10 protein-coding genes are annotated in these 22546 nt (G+C 40.6%); all 10 read right to left on the reverse strand.

All coding sequences use genetic code 11. The annotated features are described in order from the left end of the window. Window positions 1-5: 5 nt before the first annotated feature. Window positions 6-1616, reverse strand: a complete 1611-nt coding sequence (locus KTR07_RS00670; protein ID WP_008760372.1) for a sulfatase — start codon at window positions 1614-1616, stop codon at window positions 6-8. Between the two features lie 112 nt (window positions 1617-1728). Continuing rightward, window positions 1729-3729, reverse strand: coding sequence for a heparin-sulfate lyase HepC (gene hepC, locus KTR07_RS00675; RefSeq protein ID WP_016268196.1), 2001 nt, complete (start codon window positions 3727-3729; stop codon window positions 1729-1731). A 55-nt stretch (window positions 3730-3784) separates the two neighbouring features. Further along, complete coding sequence (locus KTR07_RS00680) at window positions 3785-5089, reverse strand: DUF4995 domain-containing protein (protein ID WP_008766874.1); 1305 nt, start codon at window positions 5087-5089, stop codon at window positions 3785-3787. A gap of 184 nt (window positions 5090-5273) precedes the next feature. Beyond that, a complete protein-coding gene (locus KTR07_RS00685) occupies window positions 5274-7709 on the reverse strand; it encodes a glycoside hydrolase N-terminal domain-containing protein (RefSeq protein WP_061473106.1) in 2436 nt (811 codons plus the stop codon). Window positions 7710-7711: 2 nt separating this feature from the next. Next, window positions 7712-10639 (reverse strand): chondroitinase family polysaccharide lyase, encoded by a 2928-nt coding sequence (locus KTR07_RS00690; protein WP_117981262.1) that lies wholly within the window; start codon window positions 10637-10639, stop codon window positions 7712-7714. Between the two features lie 102 nt (window positions 10640-10741). Further along, window positions 10742-12433 carry a RagB/SusD family nutrient uptake outer membrane protein gene (locus KTR07_RS00695; RefSeq protein ID WP_016268192.1) on the reverse strand — a complete coding sequence of 564 codons (1692 nt, stop codon included), beginning with the start codon at window positions 12431-12433 and terminating at the stop codon, window positions 10742-10744. Between the two features lie 14 nt (window positions 12434-12447). After that, on the reverse strand, window positions 12448-15594 hold the full coding sequence (locus KTR07_RS00700; protein ID WP_113748677.1) for a TonB-dependent receptor: 3147 nt from the start codon (window positions 15592-15594) through the stop codon (window positions 12448-12450). 23 nt (window positions 15595-15617) lie between these two features. Continuing rightward, window positions 15618-17810 (reverse strand): surface glycan-binding family protein, encoded by a 2193-nt coding sequence (locus KTR07_RS00705; protein ID WP_254306523.1) that lies wholly within the window; start codon window positions 17808-17810, stop codon window positions 15618-15620. Then, window positions 17776-19899, reverse strand: a complete 2124-nt coding sequence (gene hepC, locus KTR07_RS00710) for a heparin-sulfate lyase HepC (protein WP_061473433.1) — start codon at window positions 19897-19899, stop codon at window positions 17776-17778. Before hepC (KTR07_RS00710) ends, KTR07_RS00705 begins: the two co-directional genes overlap by 35 nt. A 308-nt stretch (window positions 19900-20207) precedes the next feature. Beyond that, window positions 20208-22466, reverse strand: coding sequence for a glycoside hydrolase family 95-like protein (locus KTR07_RS00715; RefSeq protein WP_055300831.1), 2259 nt, complete (start codon window positions 22464-22466; stop codon window positions 20208-20210). Between the last annotated feature and the right edge of the window lie 80 nt (window positions 22467-22546).

The following is a 22546-nucleotide window of genomic DNA, read 5'->3' on the forward strand; positions in this document are numbered from 1 at the left end:
GTTATTTATCGATTTTCCATCAGTCTTCTGTCTCCTTTGAAAAGCACTGTCTCTTTTTCATCGGGATCATTGTCTTTATATTGTTTCTGAGTTTCTTCAAGTAGTTGCATCAACTCTTTTTGTTTCTTAGCATATTCCGCTTTTCCGAAGATATTGTTCATTTCTCTCGGATCGGCTTTCATGTCATACATTTCCCATTCGTCAATGTCGTTGTAGAAATGAATCAGTTTGAAGTCCTGCGTGCGAATGCCGTAATGACGTTTTACGGAGTGTTCTGCCGGATATTCATAATAATGATAGTAGGCTGCTTTACGCCAGTCGGCAGGAGTCTTGCCTTCGTTTTCCAATACTGGTTTCAGTGATGCTCCCTGAATATCAGATGGCACTTCTACACCGGCAAAGTCAAGGAAAGTGGGGGCGAAGTCTACGTTCATGCTAATGGCGTTGCTGGTGCTTCCAGCTTTAATGGCCTTCGGATAACGGATGATAAGCGGCATACGCTGACATTCTTCGTACATGAATCGTTTGTCAAACCAGCCGTGTTCACCCAGAAAGAATCCTTGGTCGGAAGTATAGACAATAATGGTATTGTCCAGTTCGCCGATCTTTTCGAGATAATTCAGCAGACGACCGATATTCTCGTCTACAGCCAGAACGGTAGCCAGATAATCGCGCATATATTGCTGGTATTTCCAGCTGATTAATGCCTTGCCTTTCAGGTCGCCTTTGCGGTATTCGGCAATGCGCTGTGCATAGGCGGAATCCCATTTGTCCTGTACTTCTACAGGCATGCGCTTATAAACGCTATACAGGCGGTTTGTCGTATCTTTCAGCATTTCTTCGCGAGTGAGCAGTTTTAAGTCCCAGTCATTCGTCAGCGTATGCTCGATCGACATATCTTGTTCCCGTGCCGCTTTCCCGCGTCCTTCGTAGTCATCGAACAGGTTTGCGGGTTCGGGGAAAATAGTATTGTTGAATATACCCAGATGGCGGGGGGCGGGCATCCAGTTACGGTGGGGAGCTTTCTGATGATACATCATGCAGAAAGGTTTGTTCTTGTCGCGGTTTTCGAGGAAATCGATTGCCTTGTCGGTGATAATATCCGTTGCATATCCTTTTTCTACGATGTGCTTTCCGTCTTCCCAGAAGTCAGGGTCGTAGTAGTCGCCCTGCTCATGCTGGCCGCTGAGTATGCTCCAGTGGTCAAATCCCTGCGGTTCGCTGATAAGATGCCATTTACCGATCATGGCAGTCTGATAACCGGCTTGTTGAAGTAGTTTCGGGAATGTCTGCTGATCACCGTTGAAGGTGCTTGCATTATCGGTAAAGCCGTTCTCATGGCTGAATTTTCCGGTGAGGATGCAGGCACGTGAAGGACCGGAAAGGGCATTGACTGCATAACAATTGTCAAAACGGATACCCTCATTGGCTATACGATCCATATTGGGAGTCTGGATGAGGTTGCCACCATAGCAGGACATAGCTTGGGTGGTATGGTCGTCGGTCATCATGAAGATGATGTTCGGACGTTTGGTTTCTTCTTTTTTCTGGTTGGCACAGGAAGCGAGGCTTAGTGCAGCCAATGGAAGCAGTAAGGTAGAGGGATTGCTTTTCATGATAGAAATAACATCTGATGATAAAAAATGACCAGTGAGGAGCCGAGGCCTTTTCCGTAGCGGGCATATATCCGCATGGAAATCTGGTCTCAGTGCCTCGCTGGTCACTGGATTATAATTTATATTTTAATGACTGTTTCTTGCCGTTTACTTTCACTTCTATTTCCAGTCCGTTTTCATCGAACGTTTTGTTCTTGAACTTAGCGTCAAATTTAGGGGCATCTGCGCTCTTCTTGACTGGGTAAATAACTGTGATGTAACGTACCGCATTCTCATTGTCTTTCTTTACGTTGAATGAAACATTCATACGTTTGTAGCGCTTGCGATATGCAGTAGAACACCATCCCGGCTCTTTTTTCATGCTCATGCCTTCAGGGCCGAAGCATTGAAGTTTCATGTTGCTTCCATCCTCGAATTGAGTCAGGAATGTCATGTCTTCGCGGCTGTTGGCTATCTCACCTTTCGGCATCTGATAGTGCAGGTTGACAGAACCTTTGGCGCTGCCTGATACTTCATCTACAATGACAAAGTAGGTATTGTCTACGAAGAAGACCGAACGGCGGTGCTTGAAGTTCTTGTAGCTTGGGTTTTCTGTAACCAATGTCTGGATATTGCCTTCCGGCTGCCACAGTTTAGTAACAGATTCGGTTGTTTCCAGATTTTTATTGTCCAGAGTCACGGTGTTGTGTACGGAAGTCTGACGGTGCCAGTTGCGTTGTTCCATCACTTCGCCTTCACCTGCATATACATACGAACCGGAGTCGGGGAACAGGTTCTTGCCGTTAAACCACATTTCGAAAGTACCGTTATCCGGCTGACAATGCCAGAAACCTTTCGGACCGGCTTTTACTACCATTTGTGTAGCATCCATTCCCCAGGAATTGCGGAATACAAAGAAACCTGACTTCAGGAAACCTTTCGACATATAATCAGGTAATGCACCCTCTTTGCCGTCTGTTGCCAAATACTTGATAGTTTCGTTTTTGGGGAACAGTTTGCTCCATTCACGATAGTTCTTCAGCATTTCTTTTTTTTCTGTGATTTTAGCATCACTGAAACATGGATTTGTGTAATCCGGGAAAGAAATATTAGCATAGAACATGATCATCTTTTCGATGGTATCCAGATATTCCTGTGGAAATTCATTACGGAATCCGTTAACATCCGCAATACCCAGTGCCTTGCAGAAGATATTGATAGCAGCAAGGTGGTAATGCGGGTCAAGTTCAAACTGACCGCCATCGTTGTAAACCTGTACGTTTATTTCACGGTTCAGAATGTCGATACCGCTTTTTCTCCAGGCCGGAGCTTCTTTAAATTCCGGGAAGAATGCACCTGCATAAATCATACGCTGAGCTTCGAACAACAAGTGATTACCCTGATCAGAGTAATTAGCCAGAATATGTACGGCATGTTTATGATAGTTCACCAGAAATTCAGTCAGGAAATCCGGAGTGAAAGAAGGAGAGGGGAGGAACAACTGGAACTGTGTAGTCTGATCCTGCAGACGATTACTTACTTCCAGCGGACGCCATGCGAAACGTACATTTTCCACTTCGCCTTTAATCTTACCGTCACTTACCAGTTCATATTCTTTCTTGTCCATCTTCACCAACGGATTCTTTTTGATCCAGTCGATGTATTGGTATGCCCATTCTTTGGCATATTTCTCGTCACCCGATACACGGTATGCCTTACCCATCGGAGTAAACCATTTATGACGGTGCAACTGCCAGCGGAGTTCATTGTCTTTCACCGGCCAGTATTGCCAGTTGATATCTTCTCCGTAGTTGTAAGAAGGCTGGTAACCTTTGTGAACAAAGAATGTATGTTTCAATCCGTCGTCCGCCCATTGCTGTTCTTCTTTGCCGATAGTGATCTTTTTCAGATTAATATCCGGAGTCTTCACATTCGTACGTGCACGGTAGTAGTCGAGCAGTGCTTTTGCGGCATCCTCATCTTTGCCTTCCTGATGTAAGGCTTTTACTTTCTCCAATCCGGGGTAGTCCAGGTTGAGAAGCGAGAATACCTCGCTTTTCAACTCTTGGGCATAGCCTTTGCCTACGAAACAAGCAAATGTCAGCAGGACGATATATTTCAGAGTTTTATTCATGATATCATTTATTATTCTGCAAATTACAATTTAGATTTGAATTTTCTCAGCTATGTTACTCAATAACTTTCACCTCTCCATTCTCCAATCTCAACTTCTTCAAGTCCATGAATCTCTTCAATGCTTCCAAATAGTAGTAGTCAGCATAATTCAGCGGAGTATCGATTTCAGAACCGTTAGGCAATGATCCGACAGAGTGCATTAAGATGAATCCCTGGTTTTCGCCGACTTTGGCAAGGTATGCGTCGCTTGAAAGGCTTTTCAGAATTTTTTCTGCATAATCCAGATATTTCTTTCCGTCGGGTACCATTGTGCTAAGTTCAATGAATCCTGCGGCTGTTACAGCAGCAGCCGAAGCATCGCGTGGAGTCTCTTCGGTGACAGGAGCATCGTAGTCCCAGTAAGGAATTGCATCGTCTGTTTTCACGCGCTCCATGATCATGTCGGCTATGTTTACGGCAAAGTTCAGGAAGGTAGTGTCATTTGTTTCGCGGTAGCAGGAAGTGTATCCGTATACAGCCCAAGCCTGTCCGCGCGACCATGAAGAATCGTCGTTTTTACCCTGGTGAGTCTGTTTGCGTTCTACTGTGCCGTCGTTGTTATAGCTTACTACATGCCAGCAAGTATAGTCAGGACGGAAATGATTTTTCATCGTAGTGATAGCATGCTTGATAGCGACATCCTTGTATTTGTTGTCGCCTGTCCATTTGCTTACAGTGAACAGAAGGTCCAGATTCATCATGTTATCGATGATTACCGGGAAGTTCCAGCTGCCAAAGTCCCATGAACGGATGGCTCCGATTGAATCGTTGAAACGTCCGCTCAGGTTATCGGCAGTTTCTTTCATGACAGCTTTGATGGTATCGTTAGGAGCCAGACGCTCAGCGTTTCCGTAGCTGCAGTTGATCATAAATCCCAAATCATGTGTACCTTTATAATAGCGTACCGGATTCAGCAGGTTTGTATATTGAATGGCATCCGCTTTCAGTGTATCATTTCCGGTCAGTTCGTATGCGTACCACAGTGATCCGGGGAAGAAACCGCTTGTCCAGTCGTATACTACACATAAACGACGTTTGCCCATTTGTTCGGCAGTAGGTTGCGGACGAAGTGAATCCTGAAAAGTGGAAGGATCTCTTTCTAATTGGCGGCAGAGGAAATCCATGTCATATCCGGTGCGGATTGAACGTGGAAGCTTACCGGTTCCGTCAATTTCTTCTGCTGTAAGTTGTAACTGGGCAGAAGCTACATCCAGCCCTTTCTTAATCCAACTGTAGTCTTCCTTTGGAGTTGTCTGGCACGATGCAAGTGCAATGGCAACCGAAGCAAAGAGAACAAGTTTCTTTTTCATGTTATTCATTTTAAGTGATTGTTTTTAGAAGTTTTGTAACTGATGCAAAAGTAGATGATCTGTTTAATTTTAAATGATACGAATGTTGAAAAGGACATTGAAACAGAATTTCGACTATTAGTTTTGTTGAAAAAACTATTAATTTTGTCAAGCATGCCCTTTACAAGGGGGCTAGAGCCCTATTCCCGTTCGTTTAAAATGAAATCTTTTTTCTTTCTCCTGCATTGAAATGAGTCTTTTTTATTTGGTTATTATAAACAATTTCGATGGTCTGTTCGTATGGACTGGTAATGTTTGCGACTGTCATTTTTCCTTCTTTCCACTCCATGTCTATAGTAAATCCGCCTCGTGCTTTTAGTCCTTTTATGCTTCCTTCTTTCCAGGTAGGGGGGAGGGCCGGGAGCAAATGAATATTTCCATTATGACTCTGCAATAACATTTCCGCAATGCCGGCAGTAGCTCCGAAATTGCCATCGATTTGGAAAGGAAGTGCATTCAGTAAATTTCGATATAATCCCCCGCGATTATCAGCTTTGACATGGGGATCGATATAATTGACCAAATTACTCAACGCTTCATAAGCATTTGATGAATCGTACAAACGTGCCCAAAGAGAGATTTTCCATGCCATGCTCCATCCTGTTGTTTTATTTCCACGGTCATTCAAAGATTTCCGTGCTGCCTTGAATAGTTCTGGAGTGTTGTCTGTAATGTCACATCCCGGATACACCCCGAAAAGATGAGATACATGGCGATGTTGCGGTTCGCTTTCTTTATATTCTTTGTCCCATTCCAATAGCTGTCCTTTACTACCGATTTGGTATCCTTTCAATTTACTTCTCTTTTTGATTAACTCCGAACGAAAATCCCTATCAGTCTGAAGTATCTTTGAAGCTTCAATTGTATTGGAAAACAAGGATCGGATAATGGCAATGTCCATCGTACTACCTTCGCAGACAGATGCCGGAGTGTCGTCAGGCATAAGATATGCATTCTCAGGAGAAGTACTGACTGGAGTTACCAGTTCTCCTTTACTGTTTTCGATTAGCCATTCGGAGCAGAATGTTGCTGATCCTTTTAGTATCGGATAGTATTTCTTTAGAAAATCCACGTCTTTCGTAAATAAGTAGTGTTCCCATATATGATTACATAACCATGGGCCGGACATATTCCAGAAAAACCAATAAACAAATCCGTCTGATGGGTATGCTTCCCGCCATATAGATATGTTATGATGAATAGCCCAACCATTTAATCCATACATATCACGAGCCAGTTCTTTACCTTTATCTGCTATTTCTTCAATGAGTTTGAATAAAGGCTGGTGACATTCTGATAAGTTGGTGACTTCTGCTGGCCAATAGTTCATTTCTAGGTTTATATTTAAGGTGTATCCTGAATTCCATGGAGGTAATACCTGATCATTCCATAAGCCTTGCAGATTCAAGGGTTGTCCTTCGCCTCGGGAACCGGCTATCATTAAATAACGTCCGAACTGAAATAACTGTGCGATTAATGCCTGATCTTCTTCTTCCTTGAATTTCTTTAACCGTTCGTCTGTCGGCAATTCTTTTTGTAGTTTTTTCGCCGGAAGAATAAAAGATACCCGGTTAAATAAGGATTGATAGTCAATGATATGTTTCTTTTTTAATTCTTGGTAGTTTTCTCCTTCACTGATTTTCCGAAAACTCATAATTTCTTGATGCGGATTCTTACCTTCTTTGCTCGGACTTTTACGCGGTCCGTTATAACTGGTAGCAGCATATAGCATGAGGGTCACTTCACTGCAATTTCGGGCAGTGACCTGATGGTTTGAAATGGATAGTGTTCCACCTTTATGACTTGGAAGGAGACATGCTTCGAAAAACGTTCCCTTTCCATCCATTTCGTTTCCATAAATCACGTGCTTTTTCTGTATGATATGTCCTGCGGCATTAAAATATTCCGGATGTAAATGTTGAGTATTGAAACGCTTCATGTGTTCTGTGTCTCTTCGTTGAGCGTGTGCAGGTGCCTGCCCTTTCAGGTAAACAACTTGTGAATCGGACTCATTCGTTACAGGATGTGGAGAATTCAGATAAGCGGTAAAACTTAAAACCGGTTTTGAAGCCTTTAAATGTATAACAATAGCTTGTGCCGGATAAGATGCAAAGACTTCTCTGCTTATCTTTACGCCATTTTGTTTATAAGAAGTTGTAACAACTGCGTTTTCCATATCCAGCGAATGGATATAGTCTGTCACGGTTTCTTTGGAAGCAAAGTCGATATATAAATCTCCGAAAGGTTGATAGGCTTCATTGAGTCTGCCAATCCATTTCTCTTGCATGATAGTTCCTGCTTCTGCGTTTTTTCCTTCGTTGAGTAACTGGCGTATATGAGCGAGATCAGGTACTATATTTATGTTTTTAGGAGTTTCCGGCTCTCCGCTATAAAGAGTGTTCTCATTGAATTGTATTCTCTCTTTCTGTGGATTTCCAAAAATCATGGCTCCCATACGTCCGTTACCTACAGGCAATGCTTCTTCCCATGCTTTTGCAGGAGACTTATACCAAAGTGTCAGATTGCCCTGGGCGTTAGTACCTGTTATGCAAAGAGTAATAATAAATAATGCTATTAATCGAGTTTTCATAATTAATGATCAGCTTGGTGTAATAAAAGCGTATAGTTTTCTCCCCGGATAGTAGAAATGGTTATATATGTTTTGTCCTTTTCTTTATCCAATGATACTTTTATTGTTTTTTGGGGACATTCCACATTATATAGCCCATTGATGGTCAGTTGCGTATCATAAGGCTTCTCTTGTTGTATTACATCTTCTTCCGTCAGTAGTCCCATATGTGCACGGGATATTCTTCTCATATCCGGTTCACAAACAGAGAGTTTAAATGAATTGTCCTTCTGCTTTTCCAGTATATAAGAAAGCGGAATATTTACTTGGGATACCAGTTGACCTTCATACTTCTTCTGTGCATTGAAAAGAGCGCCGCATGTAATTTCTTTCGTTTTATAGGTAACAATGTGCGCATCGTTATCCTGTGCTATTACTTTTATCGGACTCTCGTTGGATAATAGTTGACGGGCCAATACTTTTTTCTTGTTTTTAAGTATATAATAGTGATATTTTGCCGCCTCCGGTGCGGTCCCGTGTTCTATATAAGCTCGTGTGTGAGAGCCTTCACTGGAAGTTCGTACCGCTCCTCCTTTTACTGCGTACATGAGTGAAGGGTCTGTCAGAATATATCCTTCCGGCATTCTTTCTTCACTGGTGTTTCTGCTGAACGACTGAAACAAAGTAGTGACTGTAGGGTATCTTTTATCTTTAGTTTGGATGTCCGAACCCAGGCAGAGCAGGAAATCCTCAAATACAAAGACTGATTTGTTGGCACGGAATGACTGATCGTAAGTGATATCGTGCATTCTGAAAGAGAACATCGCATTTTTGTCGGAAGCATGTACCCCCGTTAAGAATGTCTCATCTGAGAAATTACGATGTCCGGAACTTGATCCGCCTTTATCTTGCAATACTTTATCAGGTAATACTTTGGTAGTAGCTCCCGGAATATAATTCCAGTCGAAGTCTGTTTCTTGCGGATTGAAAGATTTATGTCTGTTTTTAAAGTCAAAATATTCTATTTGACCATAGCCCAGATAGCGTCCTTTGGTGTTTTCTGTGGCAGAAGATTCAAAGTCCCATATATAGCGGCTGAATCCCTTGATGTTGAAATGAAAAAGACTGTCTTTAGCAACCAATAATCCGGAATAAGGCATGAACAGTGTACCGGTGACAGGCTTTTCTTTAGCAATGGAACTTGATGCCAATTGAATTACTAGCTCGATTTCTCCTACGGTGCTGGTATATGCTAAGTTTGAATTCACGTTACTGATATATTCAGTGATAGCCTGTTGGTTTTCTGTGGATTCAAGTATTCGCTTGAAGGCAGCTGTTAATTCTTTATCCGGTTCTTTAAATGACAGAGCTGTATAGGCAAAAGCCGGTAATAAGGTCTCTAAAATCTGTTGTCCTTTTGGGAAACGTCCCACAGTTCCGGCAGGTACCTCCAGACCGGCGCAAAAGAAACGGAAGGTCAATAACCCTTGTTTCAGATTATGCAATGTTGTTTCGGACAGTGCATAAGGAGTATCGTGCAGTAAATAAGCAATGAGTGCACCTGCATAAAGTGCATGAGGGTAATACGCACTATGATAAGGACCTCTGTGATGATATCCGGAGAAGTCAGCTTTGAACGTCCCGAAAAATCCCGGAGCTATTCCTAATGCATTGTCCATATAATGCTTGAATGCAGTCAGGGCAACTTCCCTTTCTTGTTTATCATTTTGTGATAGCGCGTATATTAGCTTTGGAATCGCCAATGCGCGTAAGTTATCTGCTACTTCGCCGGCATGTGAAGGAAGCTGATAGCATGCCCCGAACATGGTAAACCAGTTCATCGTTTGGAGTTCACGTTTTAGTTGTTCCGGAAATAATTGTTCTTTGAGCAAAAAGAATGAGTGAAAATAGCCGGAACTTCTAAGTTTCTCAAAACATAAAGTTCCCATACTGCTGCCGTCTGCCCAGCCTTGGTCGTTGAACCAATCATAAATGTAAAGTGCTTTTTTCAGGCTTTGATCATTTTGATTTTTACGATAATCCAGTGCCAATGGAAGCAGGATGTTTTCATTAATGCTCCTGAACTTTTTAGCTTCTTGTCCGTCTATGATAGTGGGTGCTCCCATCGGGAATAATGGTTCTCCTTGAGGAGTATGATCTTCGGTATATTGGATTTTGATTTTTTGGGCAGCTTTCACACCATTCCGAATAAATGTCTTTTCATTTTCCGTTCTCATTTTTATCCATCTCTCAGATGAATGTTGCCCGCTGCCAAGATACCAGGTTGTTAATCTGTTTGTGATGGTTGTAATCTGATTATCTTCGACTGTGATTACTTTTTCTACTTTTGGAGTAGCATTTCTATAGCCAATGAAGTCAGGTATTAAACTATAGTCAGTACGGTTCACCTTATATTGTGCATCCGACATATTCTGCCAGGAAACTTTAGACGTGAACTCTAAAAGATCTATGTAAGTAACTCCTTTTTTTGTATGCTGTGGGAATTGTATTTCGACTGACTGAATATTACTTTTGGATGACATATTCATGTCTCCTTGAAATTTAGCCCAAATACATCGCCAACCTTTAAAGTCAAGTAAGAAGGGAAGTTGGCATACTTCTTTACCAGTCTCATCTCTGAAGGAAAACAGTAAATTCTCTTTGGTGGGAGATTCGTTATAGATCCATGCGTTCATACCACCATTTCTGTTTCTACATGCTTCAGAAATACCGGTAGGTGAGGGGATAGTGAGAACTGCGTTCTGTTTCCATTTGATTTGAAGTGATCGACTGCCTGATTTGTATTTCTCAGAGGAAATATGGAGCACGCCTTTATCTATTTTCCAACCTTCGGGCACTTTTCCCTTCTCAAATGAATAGGTTTGGGAGAATACCGATTGACTGATGGCTAAAGATATAAGAAGAATTACTATGCTAAGATTCTTTTTCATGGTATATAGAAATCAGTGAAATAAAGAATTATGATAAAAGCGTTACCAAAAGAAAGACTATTTCTTCGGTAACGCTTTCATGTTATATTACAGTATGATTATTTACCATCCCGGATTCTGATTGAATTGAGTACACAAGTCCATTTCCTGTTGTGGTATGGGGAGTAACTCATTCTTATTCTTTTTAGTATAATCGACGCATACATAGAATTCGTCACCGGCACTATACCAGTCAACTAAATCCTGAGCTGTTTTTCTGATGCTGTCGTAGTAGATTCCCCAGCGAACTAAATCTTGTCTGCGATGTCCTTCGAATGCCAATTCATAAGCTCTTTCATTACGTACGGCTTTTTGGAATTCGTCGTAAGACAATCCGGATAAGTCTGAGGCGCTGTTGTCGGTTTCCACAGGAAGTCCGAAGCCGCGTCTGCGTACCATATTGATAGCCTTATATGCTTCGTCGGTCGGTCCTTGCTTCCATTCGTTCAAAGCTTCTGCATATAAAAGTAATACATCAGCATAACGTAATATATACCAGTTGATATTGGAAAGATTAGCATCGATAAGATAGTTGGCACTGTTTACATATTCTTCTGTATCCCATTTTCTCGGGCATACATTATCGATATAGGATTTCTTTAATGCATCTTTAGCATCGTCTTTGATGGCATCTTCAATATTACCGCTGGCATTGATTACAAGTTTGACTCCATCTTCACCGGTAGTCGTGTTTTTACCATATTTGTAATCAGCAAAGGAGTACTTCCATCTGTTATCACTTTCACGGTCTTTCCAGTCGCGCAGGAAAGTCGGGATGACACGCCAGTTACCGGCATTACGGACGCTTCTGATACCGCTTGCCTGTACACCGTTCCATTTACCAATACGTCCGCAAGGGTCATTAGCTGATACTCCGGTAACGGTAGGAGCATAGAAACTTACTTCGATCAGACTTTCTTCGTCATCCCAAACACCATTACAAGTGTTCTTCCATAATTGTTCGAAGTCAGAAAGCAAGTGATGTTTACCCGATTCGACTAGAATCTTAGCAGTTTTTGCTGCATTTTCCCATTTGCTTGTATCATGGACAGGATAGCCTGCCCAAGTAGCGTATACTTTAGTCAACAGTCCGAGTGCGGCGCCTTTAGAAAGACGGAAACTGTTGTCAGAACGTATATTGTCATCCACTGAATAAGGCAGATTATCAATAGCGTATTGCAAATCAGTTTCTATAAATTTATATACGTCTGCGGGATCTGCTTGTGTGAAAGTAGATGGATGTTGACGGGATTGAGCAGTATTGGTTATCAATGCTACATTCCCAAACCAACGTACTAATTCGAAATAGTACATGGCACGCAGACAACGTGCTTCTGCCATATAGACAGCGGCTTTCTTGTAATTACCTTCATCGTAGGTTCCGATTTTTTGTCCCAGTGTCTCGATAAAATCGTTTGCATCATAGATAGCACTGTATAGGTTTGCCCATGTTGTTGCTATTTCTGTCTGTGAACTGGTATAAGCGTTTGAGGGAATCAGACGAAGTCCGTCGGTACTGTTACCTGTTACTTTGGCAATATCACTGGGGATAGTAAAGTACAAAGATAGGTGGAAACCATAAATACCATCCTGAACCATATCACGATATACGCCCAGAAGTACATTTTCTGCTTCTGCCGCATTCTTCATGTAGTTTCCTTTCTCAATTTCTGTATAGCTGGTCTCATCTAATGAGCAAGATGAAACGGTGATTGCACAGGCTAATGTGCATAAGTAGTATTTGAACTTTTTCATTGTCTTTTTTTTGTTTAGAATTGAACTTCTACACCAAATGTAAATACTCTACTTTTCGGATAAGCACCCCAGTCGAATCCTGGCATAAGCGGACTGCTTTTCATATTCACTTCAGGATCGTAACCGCTATATTTAGTCAGGCAGAATAAGTTCTGAGCTGTACCATATACACGCAGGCGGTTGATATATGCTTTTCTTGTCCATTTATTAGGGAATGTATATCCTAATGTTATGTTTTTTAAGCGAAGGAACGAACCGTCTTCAACGAAACGTGAGTATAATTCATATTTTACATATCCTCTGGCGGAAGGCACACGATTAGATGCATGTGTCGGAGTCCACCGGTCGGCAACTTCTGCCAGTTGATTACTTCGTTCGTCTTGCGATTGTGTATTGAACATACGCGTCGCATTATAAACATCGTTGCCATATTGGAACTGGAACATGAAGCTGAAATCAATGTTTTTGTAATTGAAGGTGTTGGTGATACCTCCGTACCAATCCGGTTGCCCGTTTCCAATAGTGGTACGGTCGTCAGGAGTAATGACACCGTCTCCATCTATATCTTTATACTTCACCATACCCGGTTCCACGGTCTTACCGGCATGTTTGCTTATATCTGCCACTCCGGGTTTCAGTTGCATTGAACCGTTAGGAAGTACGTTGAAATCAGATGTTTGGTAAACACCGTCAAAAACATATCCATACATTTGTCCAAGTGAAGAACCTACAATGGAGATATAATCATTTCCATTGAAGTTACTGTTGAATTTAGTTGCTGACTGTATATATGTATTGCCGTCCTGCAACGCTTTCAATGTATTCTTAATGAATGAAATGTTGAAATCTGTCTGCCATAAGAAGTTACGAGTTTGAATATTAGTGGAATTGATGTTCAATTCGATACCTTTATTCTCAATCTTACCAATATTCTGCCATTGAGAGTTGAATCCTGTTACATAAGCAAGCTTTTGTTCAAGTAACAGATCTTTGGTGTTCTTTAAGAAGAAATCTGCTGTCAGGTTCAGGCGGTTATCAAGAAGACCAACATCAATACCTAAGTTAGCAGTGGTAGATCCTTCCCATTTCAGATCTTTGTTAGCCAGTTGTTTCGGACTCAGCACTGTGGCCATTTGTTGTCCTATTCCATATTTGCTTGATGAATACAGATCCATAGACAGATAGTTTGTGATACGGTCATTTCCTACTGTACCCCATCCAAGGCGGAGTTTTAAGTTTGATATCGGAGTTATGTTCTTCATGAATTTTTCTTCCGATACACGCCATGCTGCGGAGAATGAAGGAAAATATCCCCATTTATTTTTTGCAGAGAATACGGTAGAACCGTCAGCACGTATTGTAGCAGTAAATAGATAACGGTTGTCGAAGTTGTAGTTACCTCTTGCAAAGTAAGATAACAGTTTCTTGTCGCTTCTTGAAGTTGATACGCTGCTAGGAGTGGCTCCTATTCCCAGATTGTCGTTACCCAGGTTTGGGAACGGGAAATCTTTGGATTGTCCATATAAAAGTTCCGAGCTTCTGAATGAAAACTCATGTCCTAACATGATATCAAACGTGTTTTTCTTATTGATTTTCTTTTTATAAGTTAATGTGTTACTGCTCTGCCAACGTAAGTCTTTCTGCATTTGTGTAGAACCATAAACGCCTCCACTACGATATGCCTGGCTGGAGTTTTCACCATAGAAAAGATCCCTTCTGGTATTAGTCGTATTGTAAGTGGCTGATGCTTTGAATGTCAGGTTTTTCATCAATTGTACTGTCAGTGCAGCATTAGCTCCCCATAATTCAGATTGTCTCCGGTCTTTTACAGCTTCAGCCTGTTTAATTGGATTAATTTGTGAATAAGTGGTGTTCTCACTTAGTTCCAATGGGTCGAAAACAGAATTCAGAAGTTCATCGTTTGTTACACTGTTACCTCCGGTAGGACGGAAACGTAATATATTTGATAACATATTTAGCGTTCCTCCGGTACCTGAAGTACCGATACCTTCTTTCACCGTATTTGCATAGTTGATAGTAGCATCAAAAGTGATGAATTTAGTAATCTTTTGGTTGATACGTAATTTACCTGCATTCTTTTTATAGCCACTGTTCGTGAAGATACCATTTTCATCAAAATGTGAGAAAGAGGCGGCATATTTAGTTTCTTTTGTACCGCCGCTGATACTGAAATCATGGTTCTGAGACCAAGTCGGTTTGAATGATTCACTCTGCCAGTCAATTCCGGGATCCGTCAGGTAGTCTTCCAAAGTTTGATGACGATAAGGAACTCCGTCAGAATCATTTCCTTCTTGATAATAAGTCGTTCCGTATTTAGTCGGGTTGAGTTCTACTTGTAATGCGGCAAACTCATATGTGCTGAGCATGTCCAGTTTTTTAGGAATGTTACGATAAGTAGCCGACCCGTTATAAGTGATAACGGCTTTTCCTTCTTTACCGGATTTTGTTGTAACCAAAACTACACCATTAGCAGCGCGTGCACCATAAATTGCAGAAGCTGAAGCATCTTTTAATACTTCGACTGATTCAATGTCTGAGTTAGGAAGATAGTCGATACTACTAACTTCGAATCCGTCAACAATATAGAGTGGAGAAGAATCTCCGTTTACTGTACCAACACCACGAATTTTGATATCGAAACCCGAACCGGGAGTACCATCCGACTGGGTGATCTGTACACCGGCAATCTGACCTCCAAGTGCTTCTACTACAGAACCTGTTTTGAAACCTTCAATAGATTTAGCTGCTACAGAAGAAACGGAGCCTGTCAAGTCGCTTTTCTTCATACTGCCGTAACCAACTACAATTACTTCGTCCAGCATTGCATTATCTGGTTCTAATTTGATATTCAAGTTCTTTTGACCTTTTATTTTGATCTCTTGATTCTTATAGCCAATGTAGCTGATAATCAATGTTGCATTACTATTCGCTTTAATGGAGAATTTTCCGTCAAAGTCTGTAACTACTCCTTTTTGAGTGTTTTTTACTTGAACCGTTGCTCCGATTAATGGAGTATCCGTTTCATCGATAACGACACCGTTTATTGTGATTTCCTGAGCAAATGAGGTAATCGCAATTAAGAGAGCTAAGAGGGTAAAATACCCTCTTTTACTCAATGCTTTAAATTTTATATTGTACATATCTATTCTATATTAGATTTAAATTAGAAACTTTCATCAAACCAAATGGCTAATGGGAATATTTGATTTTTGGTAGTGCCATCATTAGCGAGATCTGCCTGTTTACCGTCAGTTACAAAAGACATTCTTCCTATAAAAACACCATTTGCATACACTCCTTCAGAATCTTTCCATTTGCCAGGGTTGATTGTTACAGATAGATCTTTGTTGCTTATATAGCCTAAGGGTTGACTGAGATTTTGGGCATTATCGTAGTAGGACATAGGAGCTCTTGCACTATAATTAGGAGTTTTCCCAATTGCTTTATAATATGTTGCCCACAAGCCATTCATAAAACTACCATTGACTGACTGTATTCCATCTACATGGTTTTCAATGAAACTATAGTAATAGAAGTCTCTACGATAATCCATTAAATATGTTGTGTAATCTGTTACAGTTGTGCCATTTGATGTAACTACAGGTGCAGCTACCATACCACCTTTAGAAGGATTCATCTTTACTGCAAATGGAGTATATTTGACGAAAATTCCGTTTTTATCTTTATTTTGACGTATGAAAACAGGAATTGTTTTAGATATAGCTTCTTCTCCAGAACCCACCGTTGCGGTAACAAAAAGTACACTAACACCATAATTGCTATTCCATTTATTCTCACTAAATGATAGTTCTCCTGTTTCTGAGATTGTAGTACCACTTAATGCAGTTGTATTTAATATTTTAACTTCCCATTTAACAGGACGACCATTGGGAATGTCTGTCTTAGGAGTTAACTTTTCAGCTAGAAGAATAGCTTTTTTGTCATAATCGAATTGATCAGCATAGTTTTCTTCAGGGGTAAGTCCCAGGTTATTTCCATAACGTATGTAAGTGAAATAGTTAGGATTTGCTGCAATAGTCAGTGTAAAGGTTGAAGTCTTCTCACTCTTGTCATTTTTCGCCTGTACTGTGATTGTATATGTGCCAGTTTCTATTGAATTGCCTTTTTTTGCAGAAATAACACCAGTAACTCCATCAATATTAAGTTTATCGGCTAATCTGGAGTCCAAGTCAATGAATGAGTAAGTAAGTTCGTCTCCATCTACTTCTTCCGGACCAAATTCAAATGCAACAGATTGTATCTTTTCCTGGTTTGCATATCGAAGTTGGGTAATAGGGTTAATGAATCCCACTATATTGATAACAAATGTATTATCGAAATCCTTGCTGCCATATTGGTTGGTTGCTGTAACAGATACATTATAGCTATTATCTATTTCTAATCCGTTATTGGCGGCAAGGGTTATGATTCCGGTCTGTTCATCTATAGAGATAGTTGAAGTCTCGGGAGAGATTGATTTTATCTTATACGTCAGTCCTTCTGGAGATCCTTTGAGAATTGGAGCTCCGGACACATATGCTTGATCTTTTTCTACTCTCACCGATGCGGGTTTATATGTTAACGTAAGCGGACTGGAAATAATGTTGAATGTAACAGCATTTTCGTATATACCTGCTCCTGCTTCTGTTGTTAATTTAAGATTCAACACATATTTACCGGGAAGAATTTCTCCTTCATATTTATCGTTGACTGTGATTTTTCCGGTATTGGAAATTGCAAAGTATTCCTTTCCTTCTTCCTGAATGATTTCATACTTGCTGATGTGTACATGTGTTCCTTCTTCAGTTTTTACCTGAGCACTGGCAGACTCTTTATAGATGTCTGCAAAATCTACTGTAACTTCGCTTGGGTCTACTGTAATTCCGTCAGGAACCGGTGCCAGCATATTTACAGTGATTGCATCTTTAAACTCGTAATAATTTCCATTTGATATACAAGATACACTGATGCAATAAGTACCGACAGGCAGATTATCCGTATTAACTAATTTAATAGCTCCTGTACTAGGATCTGAAATTTGAAAACAATCTGTATCGTATACTTCTCCATCAAGAGTAATGCGAGTGATAGAAAAATCAGAGGGGGTACCTCCGATGTAAGTCGGTCCGGACATGTTAAAATTCATAGAGGGGCCTATGTCGGTAATACCGGCATAGAAAATCGCAAACTTGGTAGAGTCAGTTGTCTCCGGATCCGTGCAGGAGGAGTTCGTGACACACAATCCAACTACCATTAAGATTGCCAGCAATCTTGAAGTAATGTTTTGTAATTTAGATCTCATTTTTCTTAGGTATATTAAATTATAAAGTATAAGATAATTCGTATTTCTTGCCATTGATAGTTACTTCTACCGCAGCACCATTTGTATGGAATGTACCTGCGTCTTCAGAGGCGTTATCAGTAAACTGGGCATCCATAGTCAGATTATTAAGTGTAGAAACAGCTTCAAACGGATAGATTACAGTAATAAAGCGGGCAGCTCCATTTTGTGGTTTTCGTATGGTATATTGATAACCTTTGCGTGACGCATTCTTTTCTCCTAACTTATTGGAAACATCAGATGCAACATTTGATTTGCCAAAATCCTGGTTTGTCTCGGCAAAAGTGCGAACCAGTATGTTATTATTTGCAAATGTGGTATGTGCGCCATACTGATATGAAGCGGACAAGTCATCATATACCGTTTCATTAGCTTCGCTTGAACAAAGATGGAAATTCAAATTGATTTTGTCTTTATTACCATCTCCGTATCCTTCGTCTACAAGAACAAAGAACTCTTTATCTACAAAGAATACAGCCCGACGGTGAGTAAGACCGGCTTTAATTTGATTCTGAGTAACCAAAATCTGTGTGTTTCCTTTGGTCTCATGTTTAAGGAACTCGCCTTTCATATACCCATTGGCAATTGTTGCACTTAAGGCTGTCATTGTGTTATGATTCTTAGTTGCAAGGAATGTCTTGCGATCTTCATTACTTGCACTTGTTCCTCCATAAGAATATACACCGGCATCCGGGAAGAAATTACGTCCGTTACGATAGATACCGAATGTTCCGTTATCGGGTTGGCAGTGCCATTTGTTATCCGGATTATTATTGTTTTTCAGAATCATCATGGTCGAGCTTTTTCCCCATCCGCTACGTAACATATAATACCCGGAAGCATCATATATCTGTGTCAAACCGGCAGGTGTTGTTCCTTGTTTACCTTCTGTTGACATCCATTTCATTTCTGCATCATCCGGGAACATTTCAGAATACTGTCTCAGATTTCTTAATAATACATTTTTAGTATATGAAGCAGAACGTGTATCATTGAAGTTATCAATTGTATAGTCCGGATAGATGATATCCATAACAAAGCGGGCTGCTTTTCTCAATTGTTCTATATAGGTAGAAGGGAATAAGCTTAACTTGTTATTGAGTTGGGCGATTTTATATATATTATAGAATCCTGCAACTACTCCGATATGATAACTTGGGTCCAATTCATTTTGAACTCCGTCCTCTAAGAACTGTGCAGTAATCTGTTCAGTGATTTTTTGTGCTCCTTCATTCAGCCATGCTTCTGCATTCTTGAATTCGGGCATTAAAATACCTGCTGTAGTGATTGCTTGTACCTGGGTAACATAAATATTACTACCGTCAGTATAATAATTGTTGCGAATGCACTCTACTTCATTAGCAAAAGCAACAAGGAATGTTGAAAGCCATTGAGGGGTAAAGTTGGTAGATTGGATAAAATGAGGTATGATATCGATTTGGTCAAGCACTCTTTCGGCAGGTTGCAGGCCATACCACTGGACAGCATCTTTGCTTACCGTACCTTCCGGACAAGGGAATGTATTCAGCCAGTCACTATAAACCTCTATCCATGATTGAATATATTTCTCATTCTGATTGACGCGGTAAGCCTTTGCCTGTGGAAGCATCCATTGATGACGGTGGGTCTGAGACTTAAATTCCTGGTCTGTAATTTCAGCAGGAGTATAAGTCCAGTCTATCTTTTTATCTTTATCAAATAAATAATAGACTTCTTTGCCGTTTTCTTCTTTTTCCTTAAAGTTACGTACATAGAATCTGTGTTCCAATGCCTGATCAGCTATATTCTGATCGAAAGCAGTAATAGAAGGGTTGATCAGATTGATATTCGGGTTGCTGACATCCGATCTGTTTCTATAGTATTTTAATAACTCATGAGCAGCGTAATAATACTCATTAGCTTCATAATACTCTTTCACCTTTTCCAGACCCGGATAATCCAGGTTGATAACCTCGAATAACTTTTCATTAATTACGCCATTCGGTTGAGGATTAGGAAGCAAGTTAATGTTAGTGTCTCCATTTGCCAATAGTTCATCATCGTCATCCGTGCATCCGGTAAAAGCGAATAAGGCACAAATGCAAATAAAGAAGATGTTCTTCATACTTTATTAGGTTTTATAATTATTAAAAGTGTATTTTTACTGTTGCAAATGTAACTTCATTAAATATGATTCTTAATTTATGTTGTCCACACTTTGTTCAAAAATGACTTTTTTGATATTAATTTTGTTGAGACATATGCTATTTTTGTTCAAAAAGGTGGTTTTGTCTCTGAATTTTAGTTTTTTAGATATCAGAATGTAATATCTCTACATAGTGTCATAAGATACCTTTTGTACAATTTGAGCTGCTTAAATGGATGATTTTAAAATTCATTCAAGCAGCTCCTTTACATGTTGATTTCAATAGGTTATTTTGCCTTCTTTCCAAAATAGTTTTGAGACATATGTGATATGGGTGAGATACTAAAATCTGGAGATGTACCTTTAGGATACATGATGATTTCTTCTCCCTTTTTTAAGTCAATCAGATAAGTACCATTATTGACAGATTTTATTATAAAGTCTCTCTTTCCTGTGAAAATAGGATTAGAGATGTCGGTCATTACTATACAAGGCTCGCCGGCCAGGCTCTTTATATGCACGAATTCCGTCTTTCCCTGTTTTCTGCTGGCAGAAACTTTGAAGGCTCCTTCTGTGCGTAAACCGGAGTAGGCAACATCCTGCCAGGCATCCGGCACTGCCGGGAAAATTCTGATTTTTCCTCCCCAACTCTGTAGCAACATATCGTGGATGCACTGAGCACCTGATAACGGGGTTTCGATAACGGGGCCTGCTTCTTTATACATAGTGGTAGGGCTAAGAAACTTTCCGAATAATTTATTCAAATAAGCAAGTGCGTCATTTCCCTTACCGATAGCTGACGAGATAGAAGAAGCACCGGTACATGAATAACCTTGGAGTGCTTTGGGTTTACTTTGCCAAAAGGCCAGTGACTTCTCGATGATGTCAACAGCACCGGTTTGTTCAGTGTTGAGCAGATATAAAGGATAGATGGCAAGTAAATGTGAGTAATGCCTGTGAGAAAAGGCATAAGGCATGTCTTTTCCTATTAGCAAGCCGTTTTCATCCATAGGATAAGCCACCAGATCATAAAGAACACTTTGCCAAGTTTCCATCAGGGGATCCTGAATGTTCAGACGTTTTGCTGATTCAAGTAAGGTCTGACATCCCCAACGTAGCAAAGCGAGATCGAAGTTACAGTCTTCTACGGCATCGTATTCCGGTGAATAGGTTTTGGGGAGATGCAATTTGCCATCTTCGCCTTTTTCCAGGAAGTGCAGATAATAGTTGACAGCACCTTTTAATAATGGGAATAACTTGTCGCGTAACACATTATCATCCATCTTGTGGCGGTAGATGAGCCAGAGGTTATGGCATGCCCATGGTAATAATCCTACTTGTGCTTTACCTTTGCCGGGAATACCAATTTCCGTTGACATACATTCCAGATTGGAAGCCACTCCAATCCCTAAAGAATTAGAACGGTAGGCAGAAGGAACGTTGAGGCGTAGTTCGTCTATATGGTTGTAAAGTGCGTTTTCGAGTGAGGCGGCCAGGTCTAAATGGTCAGAGGCATTCAATGCCCAATAGGTTAGCTGTACGTTGAGGTTCCACCAGGCGTTGGGCCAGGGAGTTTCTGTCAGCCAGGGACCTGTATTGTCTATCAAGGCGCGGTCACCGCGAGTAGCGGAAGCCAGTTTGTACATCTGTATCCAGTAAAAGTTTTCTTTTTGGATTTCGGGCAATGTGATGAAACTGGCAGGATAATAGGCATTCCACCATTTGCGATGCGTACTTTGTAGCTTTTTAAATCCTTGACGCCCGGCTTTCTTTATTTCTTTCATACATATTTCTCCGGCATTTGTCTGTGGAAATGTATGTGTAAGGTTTATCCACAGAATGCGTTCTCCTTTTTCAGCTTTGCTTTCCTGCCATCCTACTACTGTTTCACCACCGGCAAGTAACTTTTGGGTGGATAAGTTTATATCATTCTTTTGACTGATTTCAGCAGCAGGATTGAGTTGATAGTCTTGCGGAATTTTGTCCATTTTATCTTGATTCTTGAAGAAAAGATAACGGGGACTATTAGCTTCGGCGGCAATCCATTCCCACTGAAAGTTTTTTTCTTCTCCTTCTGTCGTTGCTTTTACGATCATAATCATATCGTCTGCATGGACAAACGTTTTTAAATGGATCGCTCCTTTGGTAGTGACAATATCTGTTGTAGCTTCTGCGTTCCAAAGGTCGAGGCGCATCTTACCACTGATGATTTCCCCTTCGGGGTGTAATGCAAAGTGACCGGTGAGTAATCGGGGCGTCCCGAATACGTCTCTTTTTTCTCTGTGGTCGTGTACATCGCAGTTACTGGTTTCGAACCGTATGTAGTTTTTTTCCGGTTCTTTATAAATCATTAGACCCAGCCTGCCATTTCCCAGATAGGCTGATTCGTGCCAATATTCAGGCAGTACTTCCCATATCATATCCTGACTGCTCATGAATTCGGGCCAGTCAATTGTTTGTTGTATAGTTATTGAACGTGCATTAACTATACCCATACTGATGAATGATAAAATTACATAGATGTAAAGTCGTTTTTTGAAGCTCATAGTATAAACATTTCCTTTAATGTGGTTTATATTCTTTTGGTTCTGATATCTCTATACAAATGTAGAGAGTTATACAGCCA

Source organism: Bacteroides sp. MSK.20.82 (genome assembly GCF_019052485.1).
GTDB classification, from domain to species: domain Bacteria; phylum Bacteroidota; class Bacteroidia; order Bacteroidales; family Bacteroidaceae; genus Bacteroides; species Bacteroides thetaiotaomicron.